This is a genomic window from Hyphomonas sp., from assembly GCF_041398385.1.
GTDB lineage: Bacteria > Pseudomonadota > Alphaproteobacteria > Caulobacterales > Hyphomonadaceae > Hyphomonas.
The window spans coordinates 120,056-138,216 of sequence record NZ_JAWKUW010000003.1 but is presented as its reverse complement, the minus strand read 5'-3'; the positions used below and the strand labels follow the sequence as shown (position 1 = coordinate 138,216).

General features: G+C 63.0%; 14 protein-coding genes. 7 read left to right on the top strand and 7 right to left on the bottom strand.

Annotated features, from left to right (window positions below):
- Window positions 1-3 precede the first annotated feature (3 nt).
- A complete protein-coding gene (locus R3C13_RS07680; protein ID WP_371310231.1) occupies window positions 4-870 on the bottom strand; it encodes an alpha/beta fold hydrolase in 867 nt (288 codons plus the stop codon).
- A 182-nt stretch (window positions 871-1,052) separates the two neighbouring features.
- On the opposite strand from R3C13_RS07680, the gene R3C13_RS07675 reads away from it, so the two are divergent.
- From R3C13_RS07675 to R3C13_RS07665, 3 genes are read left to right on the top strand one after another with little or no spacing between them, the layout of a single operon-like run.
- Window positions 1,053-2,690 (top strand): sodium/sugar symporter, encoded by a 1,638-nt coding sequence (locus tag R3C13_RS07675; protein WP_371310230.1) that lies wholly within the window; start codon window positions 1,053-1,055, stop codon window positions 2,688-2,690.
- A 22-nt stretch (window positions 2,691-2,712) separates the two neighbouring features.
- Window positions 2,713-5,067: a glycoside hydrolase family 2 TIM barrel-domain containing protein gene (locus R3C13_RS07670; RefSeq protein WP_371310229.1), complete on the top strand. Its 2,355-nt coding sequence runs from the start codon at window positions 2,713-2,715 to the stop codon at window positions 5,065-5,067.
- Entirely contained in the window at window positions 5,054-6,187 is a 1,134-nt protein-coding gene (locus R3C13_RS07665) for an arabinogalactan endo-beta-1,4-galactanase (RefSeq protein ID WP_371310228.1), read from the top strand. The genes R3C13_RS07670 and R3C13_RS07665 overlap by 14 nt, the downstream gene beginning before the upstream one ends.
- A gap of 14 nt (window positions 6,188-6,201) precedes the next feature.
- Here R3C13_RS07665 and R3C13_RS07660 read toward each other — a convergent pair whose 3' ends face one another.
- Window positions 6,202-6,942, bottom strand: a complete 741-nt coding sequence (locus tag R3C13_RS07660) for a FadR/GntR family transcriptional regulator (RefSeq protein ID WP_371310227.1) — start codon at window positions 6,940-6,942, stop codon at window positions 6,202-6,204.
- Window positions 6,943-7,042: 100 nt separating this feature from the next.
- A complete protein-coding gene (locus tag R3C13_RS07655) occupies window positions 7,043-8,710 on the bottom strand; it encodes a sensor histidine kinase (protein WP_371310226.1) in 1,668 nt (555 codons plus the stop codon).
- 63 nt (window positions 8,711-8,773) lie between these two features.
- On the opposite strand from R3C13_RS07655, the gene R3C13_RS07650 reads away from it, so the two are divergent.
- Entirely contained in the window at window positions 8,774-10,069 is a 1,296-nt protein-coding gene (locus tag R3C13_RS07650; RefSeq protein ID WP_371310225.1) for an FAD-dependent oxidoreductase, read from the top strand.
- On the opposite strand, the gene R3C13_RS07645 is transcribed toward R3C13_RS07650, so the two are convergent.
- Window positions 10,053-11,924, bottom strand: a complete 1,872-nt coding sequence (locus R3C13_RS07645; protein ID WP_371310224.1) for an AMP-binding protein — start codon at window positions 11,922-11,924, stop codon at window positions 10,053-10,055. The two genes, R3C13_RS07650 and R3C13_RS07645, sit on opposite strands and share 17 nt — an antisense overlap.
- Window positions 11,925-12,125: 201 nt before the next feature.
- On the opposite strand from R3C13_RS07645, the gene R3C13_RS07640 reads away from it, so the two are divergent.
- Window positions 12,126-13,259 (top strand): acyl-CoA dehydrogenase family protein, encoded by a 1,134-nt coding sequence (locus R3C13_RS07640; RefSeq protein ID WP_371310223.1) that lies wholly within the window; start codon window positions 12,126-12,128, stop codon window positions 13,257-13,259.
- Here the strand turns inward: R3C13_RS07640 and R3C13_RS07635 are convergent.
- The 3 genes from R3C13_RS07635 to R3C13_RS07625 form a co-directional block, all read right to left on the bottom strand.
- Window positions 13,256-14,899, bottom strand: coding sequence for an MFS transporter (locus tag R3C13_RS07635; RefSeq protein ID WP_371310222.1), 1,644 nt, complete (start codon window positions 14,897-14,899; stop codon window positions 13,256-13,258). The two genes, R3C13_RS07640 and R3C13_RS07635, sit on opposite strands and share 4 nt — an antisense overlap.
- A gap of 78 nt (window positions 14,900-14,977) precedes the next feature.
- A complete protein-coding gene (locus tag R3C13_RS07630) occupies window positions 14,978-15,445 on the bottom strand; it encodes a MaoC family dehydratase (RefSeq protein WP_371310221.1) in 468 nt (155 codons plus the stop codon).
- Between the two features lie 190 nt (window positions 15,446-15,635).
- Window positions 15,636-16,460 (bottom strand): SDR family NAD(P)-dependent oxidoreductase, encoded by an 825-nt coding sequence (locus R3C13_RS07625; protein WP_371310220.1) that lies wholly within the window; start codon window positions 16,458-16,460, stop codon window positions 15,636-15,638.
- Between the two features lie 422 nt (window positions 16,461-16,882).
- Here R3C13_RS07625 and R3C13_RS07620 point away from each other — a divergent pair, with 422 nt between their 5' ends.
- Window positions 16,883-17,290 (top strand): Arm DNA-binding domain-containing protein, encoded by a 408-nt coding sequence (locus R3C13_RS07620; RefSeq protein ID WP_371310219.1) that lies wholly within the window; start codon window positions 16,883-16,885, stop codon window positions 17,288-17,290.
- A 118-nt stretch (window positions 17,291-17,408) separates the two neighbouring features.
- A complete protein-coding gene (locus R3C13_RS07615; RefSeq protein WP_371310218.1) occupies window positions 17,409-18,158 on the top strand; it encodes a tyrosine-type recombinase/integrase in 750 nt (249 codons plus the stop codon).
- The last annotated feature ends 3 nt before the right edge of the window (window positions 18,159-18,161 follow it).

The window sequence follows — 18,161 nt, the reverse complement described above, 5'->3', positions numbered from 1 at the left end:
GACTTACAGAAAGGCGTTCAGGTCGACGACGAATTCATCGAGCTTGTCATGGTGCAGCCAGTGGCCGGCATCCTTGTAGAGCTTCACTTCGGCATTGCGGAAATGCTGCGCGCGGCCATCTTCCGCCGGGTTCGAGGCCCAGCTCTTTTCGCCATACAGAAGGAGCGTGGGGCAGGTGATGGCGTTCCACAATTCCTCGACCTGTTCCTGCGGCAGGTCATATGGCGTCATCACGCGGAAGTAATTGTCGAACTTCCAAGACCAGGAGCCGTCTTCATTCTGGCTGATGCCGTGGATGGTGAGGTGGCGGGCCTGCTCGTCGGTAAGGTAGCTGTTCTCTTCCTTCATCCGCGTATAGGCGGCTTCGAGGCTTTCATATTTGCGCGGCGTGCGTCCGGCAGCGGCGCGCTTCTGGTCGATCCAGTCGCGCATGCGCTGGGCGGCGGACACTTTCGCACGATCGGCCATCAGTTTCGGCGAGGGGCCGAGGCCCTCGATGGCGACGAGCTTTTTCACCATCTCCGGATAGATGCCGGCATAGCGCAGGGCGATGTTGCCGCCATAGGAGTGGCCGACCAGTGTGACAGGGCCGACGTTCAGCTGGTGGATGAGCTGGGCGAGGTCATAGACGTTCGCGCGCAGGGAATATTCGCCGTCGGCTGACCAGGCGCTGTCGCCATGGCCGCGCAGGTCTGGCGCGACGATGTGCCAGCGGTCGCGCAGGCGCTCGGCCACCCAGTCCCAGTTGCGGCAATGGTCGCGCCCGCCATGCAGCAGCACCAGCGTTGGGGCGCCTTCATTGCCCCAGTCGACATAATGCAGGCGGAGGCGCTGGGAGATGAAGGAATGGGAGGTCGGGCCGGAAATCATGGGCAGGAGTTTTCGGGGCTGCGGGCGCCCCTGTCCAGATGCGTCGTGGCGGAAGCCGCCGGTGGCGAAAGATCTGCCGGCGGCAGTGCCAGTCTTGACCTTCGCGCAAATCGGCCAATTAGTATGATGAAATAAAATGCAAAGCCGGCGCGTTCAGCGACCGGGGCTCGGGGAGGGCCGCAATGGGGCTGTCGACTATCGATCTCGTGGTGCTCGTCATCTATGCGGTGACGCTGGTGTCCATCGCCTGGTTTGTCTCGCGCGAGAAAGCGGGCCACCAGAAGACGACCGAGGATTATTTCCTTGCGGGCAAGGCGCTGCCCTGGTGGGCCATCGGTGCGTCGCTGATCGCGGCGAACATTTCGGCCGAGCAGGTGATCGGCATGTCGGGCTCCGGTTTCGCCATCGGCCTCGGCATTGCCTCCTATGAATGGATGGCGGCGATCACGCTCATCATCGTTGCAAAATTTTTCCTGCCGATCTTCCTGGAACACCGAATCTACACGATGCCGCAATTCCTGGAGCAGCGGTATGACGGGCGCGTGCGCACGGTGATGGCCGTGTTCTGGCTGGGCGTGTTCACGCTGATCAACCTCACCTCGATTCTCTGGCTGGGGGCGCTGACCATCAACACGGTGACGGGGCTGGACCTGACGCTGGGCCTTGTGGCGCTGGCGGCGTTTGCGGCGATCTATTCCCTGTACGGAGGGCTGAAGGCGGTTGCCCTGACCGACATCATCCAGGTGGTGATGCTGGTGCTGGGCGGGCTCCTGATCTGCTATATCGCGCTGGATGCGGTGAGCGGCGGGGCCGGGCCGGCGGCGGGCTTCCAGAAGATGCTGGACGTCGCGCCGCAGAAATTCGACATGGTGCTGTCGAAGGACAATTACTTCCACAATGACCTGCCGGGCCTGTCGGTGATCCTCGGCGGGATGTGGATCATGAACCTCTCCTATTGGGGCTTCAACCAGTACATCATCCAGCGGGCGCTCGGCGCGAAGAGTGTGCGGGAAGCACAGAAGGGGCTGGTCTTCGCCGCTTTCCTGAAGCTGCTCGTGCCGGTGCTGGTCGTGTTCCCCGGCATCGCGGCCTTCCTGCTGTATCCAGACCTGCCCTGCGGCGAAGGCCAGCAGCTGATCCAGCCTTCATTCGATGTGGCGCCTCTCTGCCAGCCGGGCGATCTCAGCCCGAAATTCGACCGCACCTATCCGACCCTGATGAGCCTTGCGCCCACTGGCGTGCGCGGCGTGATCTTTGCCGCGCTGGTGGCGGCGATCGTCTCCTCGCTCGGCTCCATGATGAACTCCATCGCGACCATCTTCACCATGGACCTCTACAAGCCGGTGCGCCCGAACACGTCGGAGCACCAGCTGGTCACGATTGGTCGCGTCGTCGCCTTCGTCGCCATGGTGATCGCGGTGATTGCGGCCCGGCCGCTGCTTCAGGGCGCAGACCAGGCCTTCCAGTGGCTGCAGGAATTCACCGGCTTCTTCACGCCCGGCGTGGTGACGCTGTTCGTGCTGGGCATGTTCTGGAAGCGGACGACGGCGCTCGGCGCGCTGCTCGCGGCGCTCGGCTCGGCTGTGTTCTCGCTGCTGTTCAAGGTCTACCTGCCGGAGATGCCGTTCATGAACCGGGTCGGCTGGGTGTTCGTCGCCTGTATCGCCGTCGCGGTGATCGTTTCGCTGCTGCAGGGCGGCAAGACGCAGGCGAAGGCGATCCATCATGAAGAGATCGATTTCGGCACCAGTGCCGGCTTCAATGTGGCGGCGGGCCTCATTGCGGTCATCCTGATTGGCCTTTACTGGCTCTGGTGGTGACTCGAAACAGGAGGCCGGATTTGTGCTGCGTGCTTGGCTGACGGGTTTTGCTTTCTGTCTTCTGATGCTGGCCGGTTGCGCGGGAGAAAACGCTCCGCCGCCGCCCGATCCCTCGCACACGATCACGCTCACTTCCGGCTGGGAATTCCGGCGAGGTCCGCCGGACGAGTTGGTGCGCGTCTCTGATCTGCCGGAGGAGGGCTGGCAAGCGGTGAGTCTGCCGCACACCGCCAATCTCGAGCCGCGTATCGTCAACGACCAGTGGCAGGGCGATGCCTTTTATCGCCGCACCATTACGCCGGAGGAGGCGTGGGTGGGCAAGTCGGTCTGGCTGCGCTTCGAGGGCGCGATGAATGTTGCGGAAGTCTATGTGAACGGCGCGAAGGTGGCGACACATCTTGGCGGCTATCTTCCGTTCACGGTGGACCTGACGGATGCCGTGGAGGCGGGCGAGCCCATCGACCTGCTCGTGCATCTCGACAATCGCGACAATGCGATTACCGGCCCGAAACCGCTCAAGCTGCTCGATTTCAACATGTATGGCGGCCTCTATCGGGAGGTGACGCTGAGCATTCATGACCGGCTGCACATCACCGACGAGATGTTGTCTGACACGCCAGCCGGTGGCGGTGTGTTCGTGACCTATCCGGAGGTTTCGGCCGAAGAGGCGCGTGTGGCCGTTGCGACGGAAGTGGAGAATGCAGGCGCGACTCCGCGTTCCTACACGCTGCGCCAGCGGCTGATGCGCAATGGCGACGTGGTGGCGCAGGCGGAGCGGCGGGCGATCCTTCTGGCCGCGGGTGACAGGATGACGACGCACCTCTCGCTCGACGTGCCACAGCCGGCGCTCTGGTCGCCCGCAAAGCCAAATCTCTATACGCTCGTCAGCGAGGTGCTGGATCGCGACCAGGTGGTGGATTCGCGGCGCACCCGCATCGGTATCCGCCGGTTCGAGATGACGCCGGAGGGCTTTGCCATCAATGGCGAGCCCCTGTTCCTGCGCGGCGTGAACCGGCACCAGGAATATCCCTATGTCGGCTATGCCCTCTCTCCGAATGCGGATTACCGGGATGCGAAGCTGATCAAGGAGGCGGGGTTCGATTATGTGCGCCTGTCGCACTATCCGCATTCGCCCCACTTCATGGCGGCGGCGGATGAGCTGGGCCTTCTGCTGCTTGATGCTATTCCCGGCTGGCAATATGCGAGCGAGGATCCGGCTTTCGTGGCGCAGGTGCTCGACACATGCCGTGACATGATCCGCCGCGACCGCAACCATCCGAGCGTGCTGGCCTGGGAATGCTCCCTCAATGAAAGCTGGATGAAGGGCGACCTGGTGCCGCGCTTCCACGACATGGTGCATGCGGAGTATCCGGGCGATCAGGCATGGTCTGCCGGCTGGGTGCCGGAGACCTATGACATCTATCTCCAGGCCCGCCAGCATCGCCTGCCGCATCCGGATCAGGTGCTGCCGGAGAAGCCCTATATCGTCTCCGAGTATGGCGACTGGGAGTATTTCGCCCAGAATGCCGGCCTCAACCAGGAAGACTGGGCCGATCTTTCGGAAACTGCGCGGACCAGCCGCCAGCTCCTGTCCGATGGCGAAGTGCGCCTGTTGCAGCAGGCGCGGAACATCCAGGAGGCGCACAATGACAATCTCACCACCCCGGCCTTCGCGGACGGATACTGGGACATGTTCGACTATAATCGCGGCTATGCGACCGACCTTGAAGCGTCCGGCATTGCCAGCCTCGAGCGCGTGACCAAGCCGGCCTACCAATTCTTCCGCAGCCAGAGGGACGCCGACGAAACCTCGCCCGATTGGGATGGCGGACCAATGGTCTACATCGCGAACGAGTGGACGGAGAAGTCGCCGCTCGACATCCGTGTCTTTTCCAATGCCGAGCGGGTGGAGTTGCAGGTGAATGGCCGAACCCTGAAAGTGCAGGATTCCGACAAGGACGACCTGTCGACACACCTCGCCCATCCGCCTTTCACGTTCCATCTGGACAGGTTCGAGCCCGGTGAACTGACGGCGATTGCCTATATCGGCGGCTCGCAGGTGGCGCGCCATACCGTTCTGACGCCGGGCGCTGCGCAAGGCGTCGAGGCGCGCCTTGTGACACTTGATGTGGCGCCGGTCGCGGGCGACCTCCTGTTTGTCCATGCCCGCGTGGTGGATGGCCGTGGCACGACCGTGCCGCGCAACGGCATCAACGTCATGTTCGATCTCGGGGCGGGGCTCGTACCGGTTGGTCCGCTGGTGATGCCGTCGGAGAATGGCATCGCGGCGACGCTCGTCCGGGTGGCCGATCCTGGTGATGTTACCGTCGCGGCGCAACTTTCTGAACCGGTGGGAGGGCTCGATGTGGTTCCGTAGCCGTTTGTCGGCCTTGTCCGTCCTCGGACTGTTTGCCTGCTCAGGTGCGCAGGAGGACGCGCCGGCGCCAGAACGGACAATCTGGCTGGGCAGCGATCTTTCCTATGTCAATGAAATGCTGGATTGTGGCGCGGTTTACCGGGATGGCGGAGTGGTGAAGGATCCCTACCGCCTGTTTGCGGACCGCGGCAACAATCTCGTGCGCCTGCGCCTCTGGCATACCCCCGACTGGACGGCGTATTCGACGCTTGAAGACGTGACGCGGGCGATCCGTGCCTCGAAAGCGGCGGGCATGCAGGTGCTGCTGGATTTCCACTATTCCGACAACTGGGCCGACCCCGGCGACCAGATCATTCCTGCGGCATGGGAAGGGCTGGACGATGCGGCGCTGGCAGGCGCGGTTTACGATTATACCTATTCGGTCCTGTCGGGCCTTGCCGCCGAGGGCCTGATGCCGGACATGGTGCAGGTGGGCAATGAGACGAATACGGAAGTCATGCTGCCCGCGAACGTTCCGGAGGACACACCTATTAACTGGGTGCGGAACGCGCAACTGCTCGGTGCCGGGCTGAAGGCCGTGCGTGATGCCGGCTTGGCAGCCGGCGCGCCGCCGCTGGCCATGCTGCACATCGCCCAGCCCGAATATGCAGAGCCCTGGTTCGACGATGCCGCCGCGCACGGGCTGACCGATTTCGACATTATCGGCCTCAGCTATTACCCGAAATGGTCTACCGAAGACATGGAGGGGCTCTCCGATACGATCCGACGTCTCCGGCAGAAATACGGGAAAGAGGTGATCGTGGTGGAGACGGCCTATCCCTTCACACTGGAGAACAAGGATGAGGCGGGCAACATTCTTGGCGAAGACTCCCTGATCGAGGACTATCCTGCGACCGTCGACGGGCAGAGGCGCTTCCTGATCGACATGACTGAGGCGGTCCTGAGCGCTGACGGATCAGGCGTTGTCTATTGGGAGCCTGCCTGGGTTTCGACCAACTGCTCGACTCGCTGGGGCAAGGGATCGCACTGGGAAAATGCGGGCTTTTTCGATTACGAGGACACGAACGCCACCGAGGCCTTCGATTTCCTGACGCATGACTATGATGTGCCGCCGCGCTGAGGTGCGGTAGACGATCAGTCGGCAGATGAATTGAACCCGGTGCTTCCGAAAGGCGCTTGGCTGGCGCCTGCGAGCAGCTGGATGGTCTCGGCGATCAGAGCACGCATGGCGCTCTCGGCGCGGGGAGCATCGCGCTCGAGGATCGCGTCGAGGATGCGGCGGTGGTCTTCGAGGCTCGCGCGGTCGACGCCCTTGGTGTGGTTGGTGATGCGGATCGAGAATTGCAGCGCGACCTGGACCATGAAGCGCAGGCTGTAGAAAAAGCGGTTGCCGCTGGCTTTCAGGATGGAGACGTGGAAGGCGATGTCCGCGGCGAGGGCGTCTTCCTCTCCCCGCGCGGCGGCTTCCATCCTTGAATACGCGTCGCGCATGTCCTGCCGCGACCGTTCGCTGGCCACGCGGGCGGCGAGAGCGGCTGCCCCCGGCTCCAGCGCCAGCCGCAGGTCGGCGAATTCCATCATCAGCGGCAGCACATTGCGCCGGTCCAGCAGCCAGTTGAGGATGTCGGGGTCGGCAAGGTTCCATTCGGATTCCGGCTTCACCATCGTGCCACGACGCGGCCGCGCATCGATGAGGCCCTTGGCCGAGAGCATCTTGATGGCTTCGCGAAGGACCGTCCGGCTGGCGCCGAATTCGGCGAGCAGTTCGGTTTCGGTCGGCAGGAAGCTGCCCGGTGCCCGGTCGCCTGAGGCAATGGAGCGGCCGAGCGCGTCGGCGACCTGATCGCTCAGATTGTTGCGGGTAAACCGCTGCATGATCCCCACCCCGATAATATCATATGACTTCAGGTCATACGATTGGCCAAGTCAAGGTAATGCCCCTCCCGCGGCGAGTGCTGCCGCGGAAACGTAAGGATCAGGCGGAACGGAAGATCTGGTTGATGTCCGCGTCGCTGGACTTGCGATCGACCAGCGCCGCAGGGACGATGATGGTCGCAACCACGCCGCTCTCGCGTCCGTTCTTGATTTCCAGGGTCAGGCCGAGCTTCTGGCAAAGGCCTTTGGCGATGGCGAGGCCTAGGCCGACGCTGCGCGAGTCCTGGTGCATGTTGCGTTCCAAGAGGCCCTGGAAAGGGGTGGCTGCAATTGCCAGCTGCTGCTCGCTCATGCCGGGGCCGCGGTCGCGGACCAGGATGGCGGCGCGGCCGTCCGGCAGGAGGCGCGCGCGCACCTGCACGCCGCGGGCCTGTCCGTGGGTGAGGGCGTTCGACACCAGCTTGCAGAGCACGCGCTGGAAGGTCGAGCGCTGGATCGACAGGGAGAAGCCCTCGTCGCAAATCACCGAAACGGCGTCCTTCTGCATCTCCGGCAGCTGGCCGAGCGATTGCTCGATCACGTCGCAGGGTTCGAAACTGTCCACATAGATGTTGTTATCGTCTTTTTCGAGTTCGAGGTACTCGTTGATCTGTTCCAGCGTCGCGGCCAGGTGGCGCGCCTCGGTGCCGATCGTGTCGATATAGGCGCGCAACTGGTCCTCATCGACGCGGATCTGGGAGTCGCGGCCGGTGACTTCGCACACGGCGCGGATCGTGTTGACCGGCGCACGCAGGTGCATCCCCATATGGTCGAGGAAGATCGATTTGGCGCGGTTGGCCTGGTCGGCTTCGGCGCGGGCGGCTTCGAGATCCTGCTTGGCGTTCTCGATGGCGGTGATGTTGGTATGGATCACAACCGAGTCGCCGCTGGGCAGGCGATTGAAGGTGCGCATCCAGAGCGCGCCCGGTGTGCGGATCGTGCGGTTGGTGTTCTCCACCGTGACGCCGAGCTTGGTGACAAGGAAATTGTGCTCGGAGTTGGCGACCTTGGTCTGGTCGTTCTTGTCGAGAATTGCGAAGGCCTGGCCGGAAGATTCGAGAGCGGACATCAGAAGATCGTGCGCTTCTTCAGACCGGCTGCGCTCCTGGAATTCGGCGAGGTGCGCCAGGAACGTCGACCGCAGGCCCAGAATAAGGCTGTAGGCATAGACCGCGTTCATGAACAGCATCACGAAGTTCGCGACACTCGGGTGCGCGGCGGTATAGACGGCCGCTGTGAACCAGGTGCCTGCAGCGTAGCGCAGCACGACGCGCGGGTTTTTCGGAATGAGGCTGAGCAGGCCGCCCGCCATCGGGATAGAAATGGTGGCACCCACCAGCAGCGGCAGGTGGGCCTCGTCAAACAGGAAGAAGGGCGCAGAGCCCCAGAGCGCACCCGCGACCAGCGCGACGGTCTCGTTTTTCCGCAGGTAGGATCCGCTGACCGATTGCGGCGCGGTCATTTTCGACCTGCGCAGCCAGTCCCGGAAGAGCATCAGCGCAACGACCAGGTTCAGGGGCAGCCAGACGAGTACGTTGGATTCACCAAGGCCAATCGTGGCGAAGGCCGTGAACGCCAGCGAGTTGATCAGGATGATCGTGGCGAGATGGTGGGTTGAACGCGCAAACTCGAGATGCTGGCGCAGCAGGAAGCGCTCGGCACGGGCGTCCGGACCCAGATCTGGCCTAACCAGTACGTATCCGAGAAAGTTGCGGTCAGCAGTGAACATATTGCCCTGATACAGCATTGTGGTTGAAGCTGCGTTCGGAACTGCTGCTGAGGTCAATCTATCGTGGCAAGGACTCGTAAACCTTTTGGAGGGCCGGAAGGCCGTCCTCAGGTCGCCGTAATCGGTGCGGGACCGGCCGGGCTGAGTGCCGCCCGGTTCGCCCAGGACCGGGGCCTGGCCGTGACCGTGTTCGAAAAGGAAAGCCGCATTGGCGGCAAAAGCTATTCGGTGCTGAACGGCGATGCGCTGAACGAGCTGGGAACTTGTTACACGACCCGCGCGCACCGGCAGGTGAAGCACTGGATGCGCGAGGAAGGCGTCACGCTGCGCCGGCTGGGCAAGGCGGTGTATGATGGCGTGCCGATCCGCGAGTTCGTGAAGCATGGCCCCGGCGGGCCGATGGCGGGTCAGGCGGTTAAATTCGTCCGCGCGGCCGGGCGGTTGCGCCGGAACCTGCTGACCCGGCCGGACGATCCAGACGTGCGGCGCGAGGCGGCGCTCACAACCCAGGAATGGGTTTCCGGCCTGAAGCTGGGCAAGATCGAGCGCGCTATGGTGCGTATACAGACGGCACAGGGCTATGGCTACCTGCAGGAGACTGCCGCCGGCCAGACGGCGCGCTGGTGCGATTTCGACTTCCTGCTATCTGGCGTCCTGAACGAGCTGCACATGCCGGTTGAAGGCTGGAGCGGATTCTGGGAGCGATTTGCCAAACGGCTCAACGTGGTGACCGATGCGCAGATTTCCGAAGTGGCCCGGCGCGAAGGCAGGCCGGCGCTGACGGTGAATGGCGAGACGCAGGAGTTCGATGCGGTGATCTCTTCCGCGCCGATGGATGAGTTTATCCGGCTGACCGATCCGACAGAGGATGACCGCTTCATCGCAGAGAGCATCGACTGGCAGGCCTATACCACGACGCTGCTGTCGTCGTCGGACTGGTTCGACAAATACCAGGTCATGGGATTTTCGGATGCAGCGCGCGGGCCGGACCGGCTGGGCGCCATGCTGGGGGCGCGGCTGGAAGGAGAGAGCGCCGACCTTGGCGGGCGGCTCTACATCACCGGGCAATTTTCCCGCGGCCTGTCACACGAGGAATTGCGCGACATCATGCGCGAGGAAGCCGTGCGCCACGATTTCTCCATCGCCGCGATCATCGACCAGCGCACATGGAAGTACTTTCCGCAATACCGGCGCGACGCTGTGGCGGAAGGGTTGTTTGGCCGCCTCCTGTCCTGTCAGGGGCAGGGCGGCGTCTGGTTCATCGGCTCCACCTTCTCGCACGAGCTTGTCTCAAGCGTGGTGGAGCATGCGCGTGGCGTGGTCGATCAGGTCGAGTTGAGCCTCAGGAATGCTCGGTAATCGCTGAGCGCACGGCGTCGATGGCGTCGACATTGTCGATTGTTGCGGGCGTGTCGAAGGGCTGTCCATCGATCAGGCTGCGGATCGTCTTGCGCAGGATCTTGCCGGATCGCGTCTTGGGCAGCACCGAGGTCAGATAAACCCTCCGGAAGGATGCGACAGCGCCCACCTCATTGCGCACGCTGGCGACGAGGTCTTTCTCGAGATGTTCGATGATCGCCGGATCGGCACCGGCTTTCAGCACCACGAAGGCAACCGGCACCTGGCCCTTCAACTCATCGGCAGCGCCCACGACAGCGCATTCTGCGACCGCCGGATGCGAGGCAATCACTTCTTCGATGGAGCCGGTCGAGAGGCGGTGTCCGGCAACGTTCATCACATCGTCCGTGCGCCCCATGACAAAGACGAAGCCGTCCTCATCCATGTAGCCGGCATCGCCCGTGAGGTAATAGCCGTCATAGGTCGAGAGATACTGTTCCTCGAACCGGCCTGGCGCATTCCAGAGGCCCGTCATGCTGCCGGGCGGAAGCGGGCATTTGATGACGATGGCGCCATTGGTGCCGCGCGGAACCGGGTGGCCGTCTTCGTCGAGAATATCGAAAGCGAAGCCCGGAACCGGCCGGCCCGCCGCGCCGATGTGGACCTTGGTGTCGCCAAGGCCGGGGAAAGCCGAAAGCGCCGGCCAGCCAAGCTCAGTCTGCCACCAATGATCGATCACCGGCACTTTGAGGGCATTGGCGACCCATTCCACCGTATCCGGATCGGCGCGTTCGCCGGCAAGGAACAGGTAGCGCAGTTTTGACAGGTCATACTTGTCGACATGCGTGGCGCCGGGGTCTTCGCGCTTGATCGCACGCACGGCGGTGGGCGCGGTGAACGCGACCGAGACGCCATATTCGTTTATGATCCGCCACATGGCGCCGGCGTCCGGCGTGCCGACCGGCTTGCCTTCATAGAGGATTGTGGAGCAGCGGTTCACCAATGGTCCGTACACGATGTAGGAGTGCCCGACGACCCAGCCGATGTCGGACGCGGCCCAATAGGTTTCGCCCGGCTGGGCGCTGTAGATGCTGGTCATCGACCATTTGAGGGCGACGAGATAGCTGCCGATGTCGCGCACCACGCCCTTCGGCGTGCCCGTCGTGCCGGACGTATAAAGAACATAGAGCGGGTCGGTGGACGGGCAGGGGCAGCAGGGCTCAGACCCGCCGGCAGCGATGATCGCGTCATAGTCCACGTCGCGGCCGTCCTGAAGGGTGACTTCCTGTTCCGGGCGCTGCTTGATGACGACATGGTGCGGCCGGTGCGCCGACATGGCGAGGGCTTCGTTGACCAGCGGCATGTAGGGGATCTTGCGGCCGGGCTCGATGCCGCAGGTGGCGGTGACCAGCACGTCCGGCGCGAAATCGTCGACACGCTTGGCGAGTTCCCGCGCGGCAAAACCACCGAACACGACTGAATGCACCGCGCCGAGACGGGCCGTCGCCAGCATGGCCACCAACGCTTCCGGGATCATCGGCATGTAGATGAGCACGCGCCCGCCGTGGCTGACGCCGAGCTGTTTCAGGCCCGCGGCAAAGGCCGACACATCCGTGAGCAGCTCGCTGAACGTCACCTGTCGTTTCGTGCCGGTGACGGGGCTGTCGTAGTAGATGGCGACCTGGTCGCCGTGGCCGGCCTCGACATGGGTGTCGAGCGCAGCATGGCAGGCATTGACCTTGCCATCCGGGAACCAGCCCTTGCCGGCCTGGTAGGCCGTCTTCGGCGCCTCGAACCAGGCGATGTCTTTGGCAGCATCCATCCAGAACTGTTCCGGCTGAGACGCCCAGGCCTCAAACACGTCCTTATAGTCCACGGCATTTCCTCCCAGATCTTCGGCCAGCCTGACACTTATAGGGGGCTGGCAAGTCCCTTCCGAAGTTCGACTTTAGCCTAAGTGCGTCAGAACTGCACAGCAGGAACGCGGCGGGGCGGTCCCCCCGTAGTTTTCCGGATTGCCGGCCCCGCCCGTGCGGGCGGTAATAGCGTGTTGCGATGGCAGAGAGGGAGCCGCGACATGGACGGCAGCTTCCCATTTGCGCTCCCGGAAGCGGCTTGCGCCCCCGATGGGGCCGCGGATGCTGCGTTTCGCGCGGAAATCGACGCTTTTCTCGACAGCGCGCTGACGGAAGACCTGCGCGCGGCGGGCCGCGCAACGACGGGCCTGAAGTCTGCCGCGTGGGCCTGCACGGCCTGGCGCGAGAAATTGCAGGCGCGGGGCTGGTATGCACCGGCATGGCCAAAAGTGCATGGCGGTTCGGCCTGGAGTGCAGAGCAGCGGATCTGCTTCGAGAATGCCTGTGCCGCGCGCGACGCGCCGGTGCTGATGAATTCCGGCGTGCGCACCATCGGGCCGCTGATCATCGAGGCGGGAACGCCGGCGCAGCAGGCCCGTTACCTGCCCGCCATCTTGAAAGGCGAGCATGAATGGTGCCAGGGCTTTTCCGAGCCGCAAGCGGGCTCGGACCTGTCCGCGCTGTCGCTTAAGGCCGAACGCGACGGCGACGATTTCATTCTCACCGGCAGCAAGCTGTGGACGAGCTTCGCGGCGCACGCGACGCACATGTTCCTGCTGGCCCGCTGCGAGCCGGAGTCGAAGGGCAACAAGGGCCTTGTCTTCCTTCTGGTCGAGATGGACCGGCCGGGCATCGAGGTGCGCCCGATCGAATTCATCGACGGCGACAGCGAGACGAATGAAGTCTTCTTCAACGGTGTGCGCACGCCCGTGGCAGACCGGATCGGGGAGGTCGGCGAAGGCTGGAAAGCGGCGAAGACGCTGATGGCGATTGCCCGCGGCAACAATACGACGACAGGCGCACTGCGCCGGGCGTTGCGGGCGGCCATGCGCGATACGGACGATCCGGATGTGCGCTCGCGACTGGCGGACCTGTCGCGGCAGGTCGACGAATTCGAGGCGCTGGAAGCACGCGCGGCGGGCGGCCAGCTCGGTGTCGCGGACGCGCCGGCCTCGTCCGTCCTCAAGCTGCGGGCGACGGAACTGCATCAGGCGATCACGGAAGCAGGGCTGGAAGGGGCGCCTTACGGGACTTTCACGCAGGCGAAGTATCTCGCCACCCGCGCCGCGACGATCTATTCCGGAACCAGCGAAGTGCACCGCAATATCATCGCCCGCGCGATCGGTTGTCCCTAGGATTGCTCCTTGGTCGGATCATTGGTCGTGTCGGCCGACAGTTCCGGATTGATCGTCACGCCGGTAACCTGCCGTTCCAGCAACCGCGCGATGTGTGGCGGCCAGTCGCCCCGGTGCAGGGATTGGATCAGCTTCAGATTCTCGGAGTCGGTGTGCGTCCGCCGCTCATTGTGGAGGACATAGTCCATCCACCGGCTGAAGCGGAATTTCTCGATCCAGACGTCTGGATCACTGAGGTCGCGGGCCAGCGCCCACTGCCAGGCGCCGTCGCGCAGGCGCACGCGCCGGCTTTCATTCATGGCGGCAAGGAAGCGCGACATGTCCTTCTCCGCGATCCGGTAATGCACGGCGATATGGACCGGCCCGTTGCGCGCTTCCACGGGCACCTTCACGTCCGGCACGCGCCAGCGGCCGGTCGGTTCCAGGTTGAGGTCGTCGACCTCCGGAAGCGGCAGGAAGAACCCGGCAACGAGTCCGATGCCCAGGAGGCCGCCCATGACGAGGATCGCCTCGCCGATGCCATAGTGTTCCGATAGCCGGCCGCTGGCCCAGCTCCCGAGGGCCATCGTTCCGAACACGCACATCTGGTAGAGCGACAGGGCCCGCCCGACGACCCAGCGCGGGGCCGACATCTGTACCGTCACATTCATCGTCGCCATCGAGAGCAGCCAGCCCCATCCATAGAGGACGAGGCCCAGCACGGTCAGCACCACCCAGGGGCTGAGCGCGATGATCACCGCGCCAAGGATCATGATACAGACCGTGAGGCGCAGCGTGTGCTCTGTCGACAGCCGCGCCCGCACCGCCCGGTTCGACAGCGCACCGGATACCGCCCCCACGCCGAACGATCCGGACAGAAGGCCGAATGTGATCGCGCTGCCGCCGACAAGATGGCTCGCCACCAGCGGCAGGAGAGAGGGAACGCCCGCCGATGCGATGCCGAACAGGGCCGACCGGAACAGGACGCGCCGGATCTGCGGCGACAGGGCGACATAGCGCAGTCCCGCCCACATGGCCTGGCCGAGGTCTTCTTTCAGCGTCGGCTTCGCCGTGTCCTCCGGGCGCCATGTGGCGAGCACCCAGATGATGCCGACATAGCTGAAGGCGTTGACCGTGAAGGCGGCGGCCGCGCCGACTGCGGCGACAATCGCGCCGCCCAGCGCGGGGCCGGCCGTGCGTGCGATGTTGAAGCCCATGGAGTTCATCGCCACGGCCCGCGGAATCGTCCCGCGGGGCACGATGTCGCCCACGGTCGCCTGCCAGGAGGGCGCATTCATCGCCGTGCCGCAGCCGATGAGGAAGGTGAAGCCCAGCAGCGCCCAGGGCGTCAGGCTGCCCATCCAGGCGAAGACGCAAAGGATCACCGACAGGACGAACATCCAGGCCTGGCAGGCCAGCATCACCAGCCGCCGGGGGAAATTGTCCGCGATTGCGCCCGACAGCAGCGCGAGGATCATGATGGGCAGCGTCACCGATGCCTGCACCAGCGCGACCTGCGTCTTGGTGCCGCCGAGTTCCAGCATCAGCCAGGCCGCGCCGACGCTCTGGATCAGGGCGCCGAATTGCGAGGTCACATTCGCCGCCCAGATCCGCCGGTAGAGCGGAATCGAAAAAGGGGAAGGGGCGGTATCGTCTTGCATACGGCGGACTCGGCTGATCGGTCCGCCAGAGTGAGAAGCATTGCCCGCGAAGGCAAGGCGCTTCGCGGGCTTTGCGGCCTATTCTGCGTCGCTGTCCGGGTCGCGCACCTGGATGAGGCCGTTCGAGATCATGGTCATCACGATGTCGCCGTCCTGGTTGAACACGGTCTGCTCGGTCTTCATCAGGCCCATCTCCGGCCGGCTTTTCATCCGCCGCTTGCCGACGAGCTTCGACTCCACGCGCAGCGTGTCGCCCGGATAGACCGGCTTGCGCCAGCGCAGTTCGTCGACGCCGGGAGAGCCGAGGCCGGCCGTCGGCTCCTGGTCCTTCCAGCCTTCCACCATCATCCGCATCGCCATCGCGGCGGTGTGCCAGCCCGAGGCTGACAGGCGACCGAAATGCGTCTTCGCGGCGGCCTCGTCATCGAGATGAAAGGCCTGCGGATCGTACTTGCCCGCAAATTCGATCACCTCTTCGCGGGTGACGTCATAAGTGCGGCTGGACTTCGTGACGGTGCCGACGACGAGGTCTTCATAATATTTCATGGAGGGAGATCCTTGCAGAAACGGTGTGGCCGTTCCGCCCTGATATACATCACGCAAGGTCAGGCAACGGGGGGGGCGCGCGCCAATCTCGTCCGGCAAGGAATCCCGGTTGACGGCGAACCGGGCTGGGAGCCCGTGCTGGCGGACGTCCGAGCCTGGCTCGACGACAACAATCGCTGAAGCGACAGCCTTACGAGTCGACCGCCATTTTCTGCGCGTAGCCATCCGCGACGAGCTTCGCCATCAGGTCGAACAGGGCCTCCGGGTCTGCACGGCGGAGGCGCGGAACCTCCGCTTCTATGCCGGTCGCAAGGATCAGCTCGCGCTTGCCGGATTCCAGCGCCTCGAGAATGGCGGCGGCGGCATCGTCCGGGTCCATGCCGTTCTCGATCGCCGCATCGCTGGCACCGCGCACGCCGGCGCTCGCATCCAGAGCATTGCGGGAAACATTCGTCTTCACCGACCCTGGCGCCACCACCAGCACATTGAGGCCAAGATGCGCGGTCTCTGCCCGCATGCTGTCATGATAGCCGATGAGGCCATGCTTGGCCGCGCAGTAGGCGCTGCGCATCGGGACGCCAGCAGTGCCGGCGATGCTGGAAATGGCGATGATATTGCCATGACCGGCCTTCGCCATGCGCGGCAGCAGGGCCTGGGTCAGGGCAATCGGCGCCATCAGGTCGACATCGACGATCTTCCGGTACACGTCGAACACGGTCTCGACGGCGAGCGAACGCTGCGAAATGCCCGCATTGTTGACGAGGCCGTCGAGGCCTCCATGGGCTTCCGCCCATTCCCAGGCCTTGTCTGCAATGGCCGGAATGGCGTCGAAATCAGTTGCCTCGAAGGGCAGGATCATCGTCTTTGCCGTACACTGTGCGGCAACCGCCTCCAGCGCCGGCACATTTCGGCCGGACAGGATGAGATTGGCCCCGCGCGCACTCAGCGCCTTCGCCAGTGCCTCGCCGATGCCGGACGATGCGCCCGTGATCCACCAGACTTTCCCTGAAAACATCGCCTTCCTCCTGAACAGCTATAGCGGCCTTTCGATGAGCCATAGTGTCAAATTGGCGGAATGGATAGCTCGCAGCCAGGATGCCCTCGCGCGAACAGACTGGAGCGGGTGAAGGGAATCGAACCCTCGTATTCAGCTTGGGAAGCTAAAAGGGTTCAAATTTGCAAGTTGTTCATCTTAGGTGAAAGGGAGTAAAAATACAATAAAAATAATGATTTAAGCGTGATTTTGTTCTTCCCATTGTTGGGACAAGTTTCCTATTGATACCCATGAATTCCGTCCGTTTTCTAGCTATTTTCTAGCTGGAATTTCGATCCATCCTTTTGTAAAATATGATGATATTGAAAAAGTTTGTGTTCCAAAGGGCATGCAAATCATACTTTTGCATGGATTTTTGGAAGGATCTATGAGGATTTGGGTAGGTGGCGAAGAGAGTTGGAGAGCACCGCATCACGAAACGGCTGGTGGACTCTGCCATCGCTGAACACGGGAACCGCACGCGGATTTGGGACAGCGAGCAGAAGGGGTTTTGCCTCGTTGTCTATCCAACTGGGCGGAAGGTTTATGTTGTCGGCTATGGTTTCGGCGGACGCTATCGTTGGTACACAATTGGAAAGCATGGTGATCCGTGGACGCCTGAATCCGCACGAGACAAGGCGAAGGAAATCCTGGGTGAAGTAGCCAAGGGCAATGATCCTTCAGCGCAGAAAACCCTGGAGCGCGTTGAACAGAAGATTGGTGCGCTGACCATCTCCAAGCTCATCGATCTCTATCTTGACCAAGGCCCGATCGACAAACCGGACAAGCGGGAGTCGAGTTGGAGCAAATGACAAGAACTACCTCAACAATCATGCCCGACGGCTTCTGGGACGGATCACAGTCGGTGATCTGAAGCCGCACCATATCTCCCGGTTCCAGAATGATGTTCTGACGGGCGTATCAGCAGAAATGGCAAAGGGGTCCGGCAGCCGGGTTCGTGGCGGGCGGGGCGCTGCATCGCATGCCGTGCGCTCCCTGTCGGCAATGCTCGGCTGGGCCGTGAAGCGCGAACTGGTCGAGTCCAATCCGTGTCTGAAGATCAACAAGATACAGGATGGGGCTCGGGACCGTTATCTGACGACGAAAGAAGCCGAGCGCATGTTCAAGGCGATCGATGCCTTATTGGAGGAAGGCGAGATCACTCAGGACCAGGTTGATTGCCTGGAGCTGATTTTTCTGACGGCTGCACGCGCATCCGAGATCAAGGCGCTCCAATGGAAAGAGGTCGACCTGGAGCGACGGATCCTCAAGCTTCCGCCACTTCGCCACAAGACTGGTGGTGTAAAGAAGTACAAGTCTTTGCCCCTGTCGGCGCGATGCGTGGAGATCCTGACGCGTCTAAGTGAAGAAGCAGACGAGGAGGCGGAGTATGTTTTCCCGTCTTCAAGAAGCGGCTCCGATCACATCAAGCGCATCAGCCATACCTGGGAGAAGATCGCTGCGCGCGCGAAGATCAAGGACTTCAGAATACATGATTTCCGTCATGCCTATGCATCCTTCGCGATCAATGCTGGTGAGTCACTCAAGATGATCGGCGCCAATCTCGGGCACCAGAGAGCTTCGACCACGGAGCGATACGCTCACTTGCTCGTGGATTCACAAAGACCTGCCGCCGATGGTGTTGAGGCGATTTATGAGTCGGCGCGCCGGCGAGCCTGACAG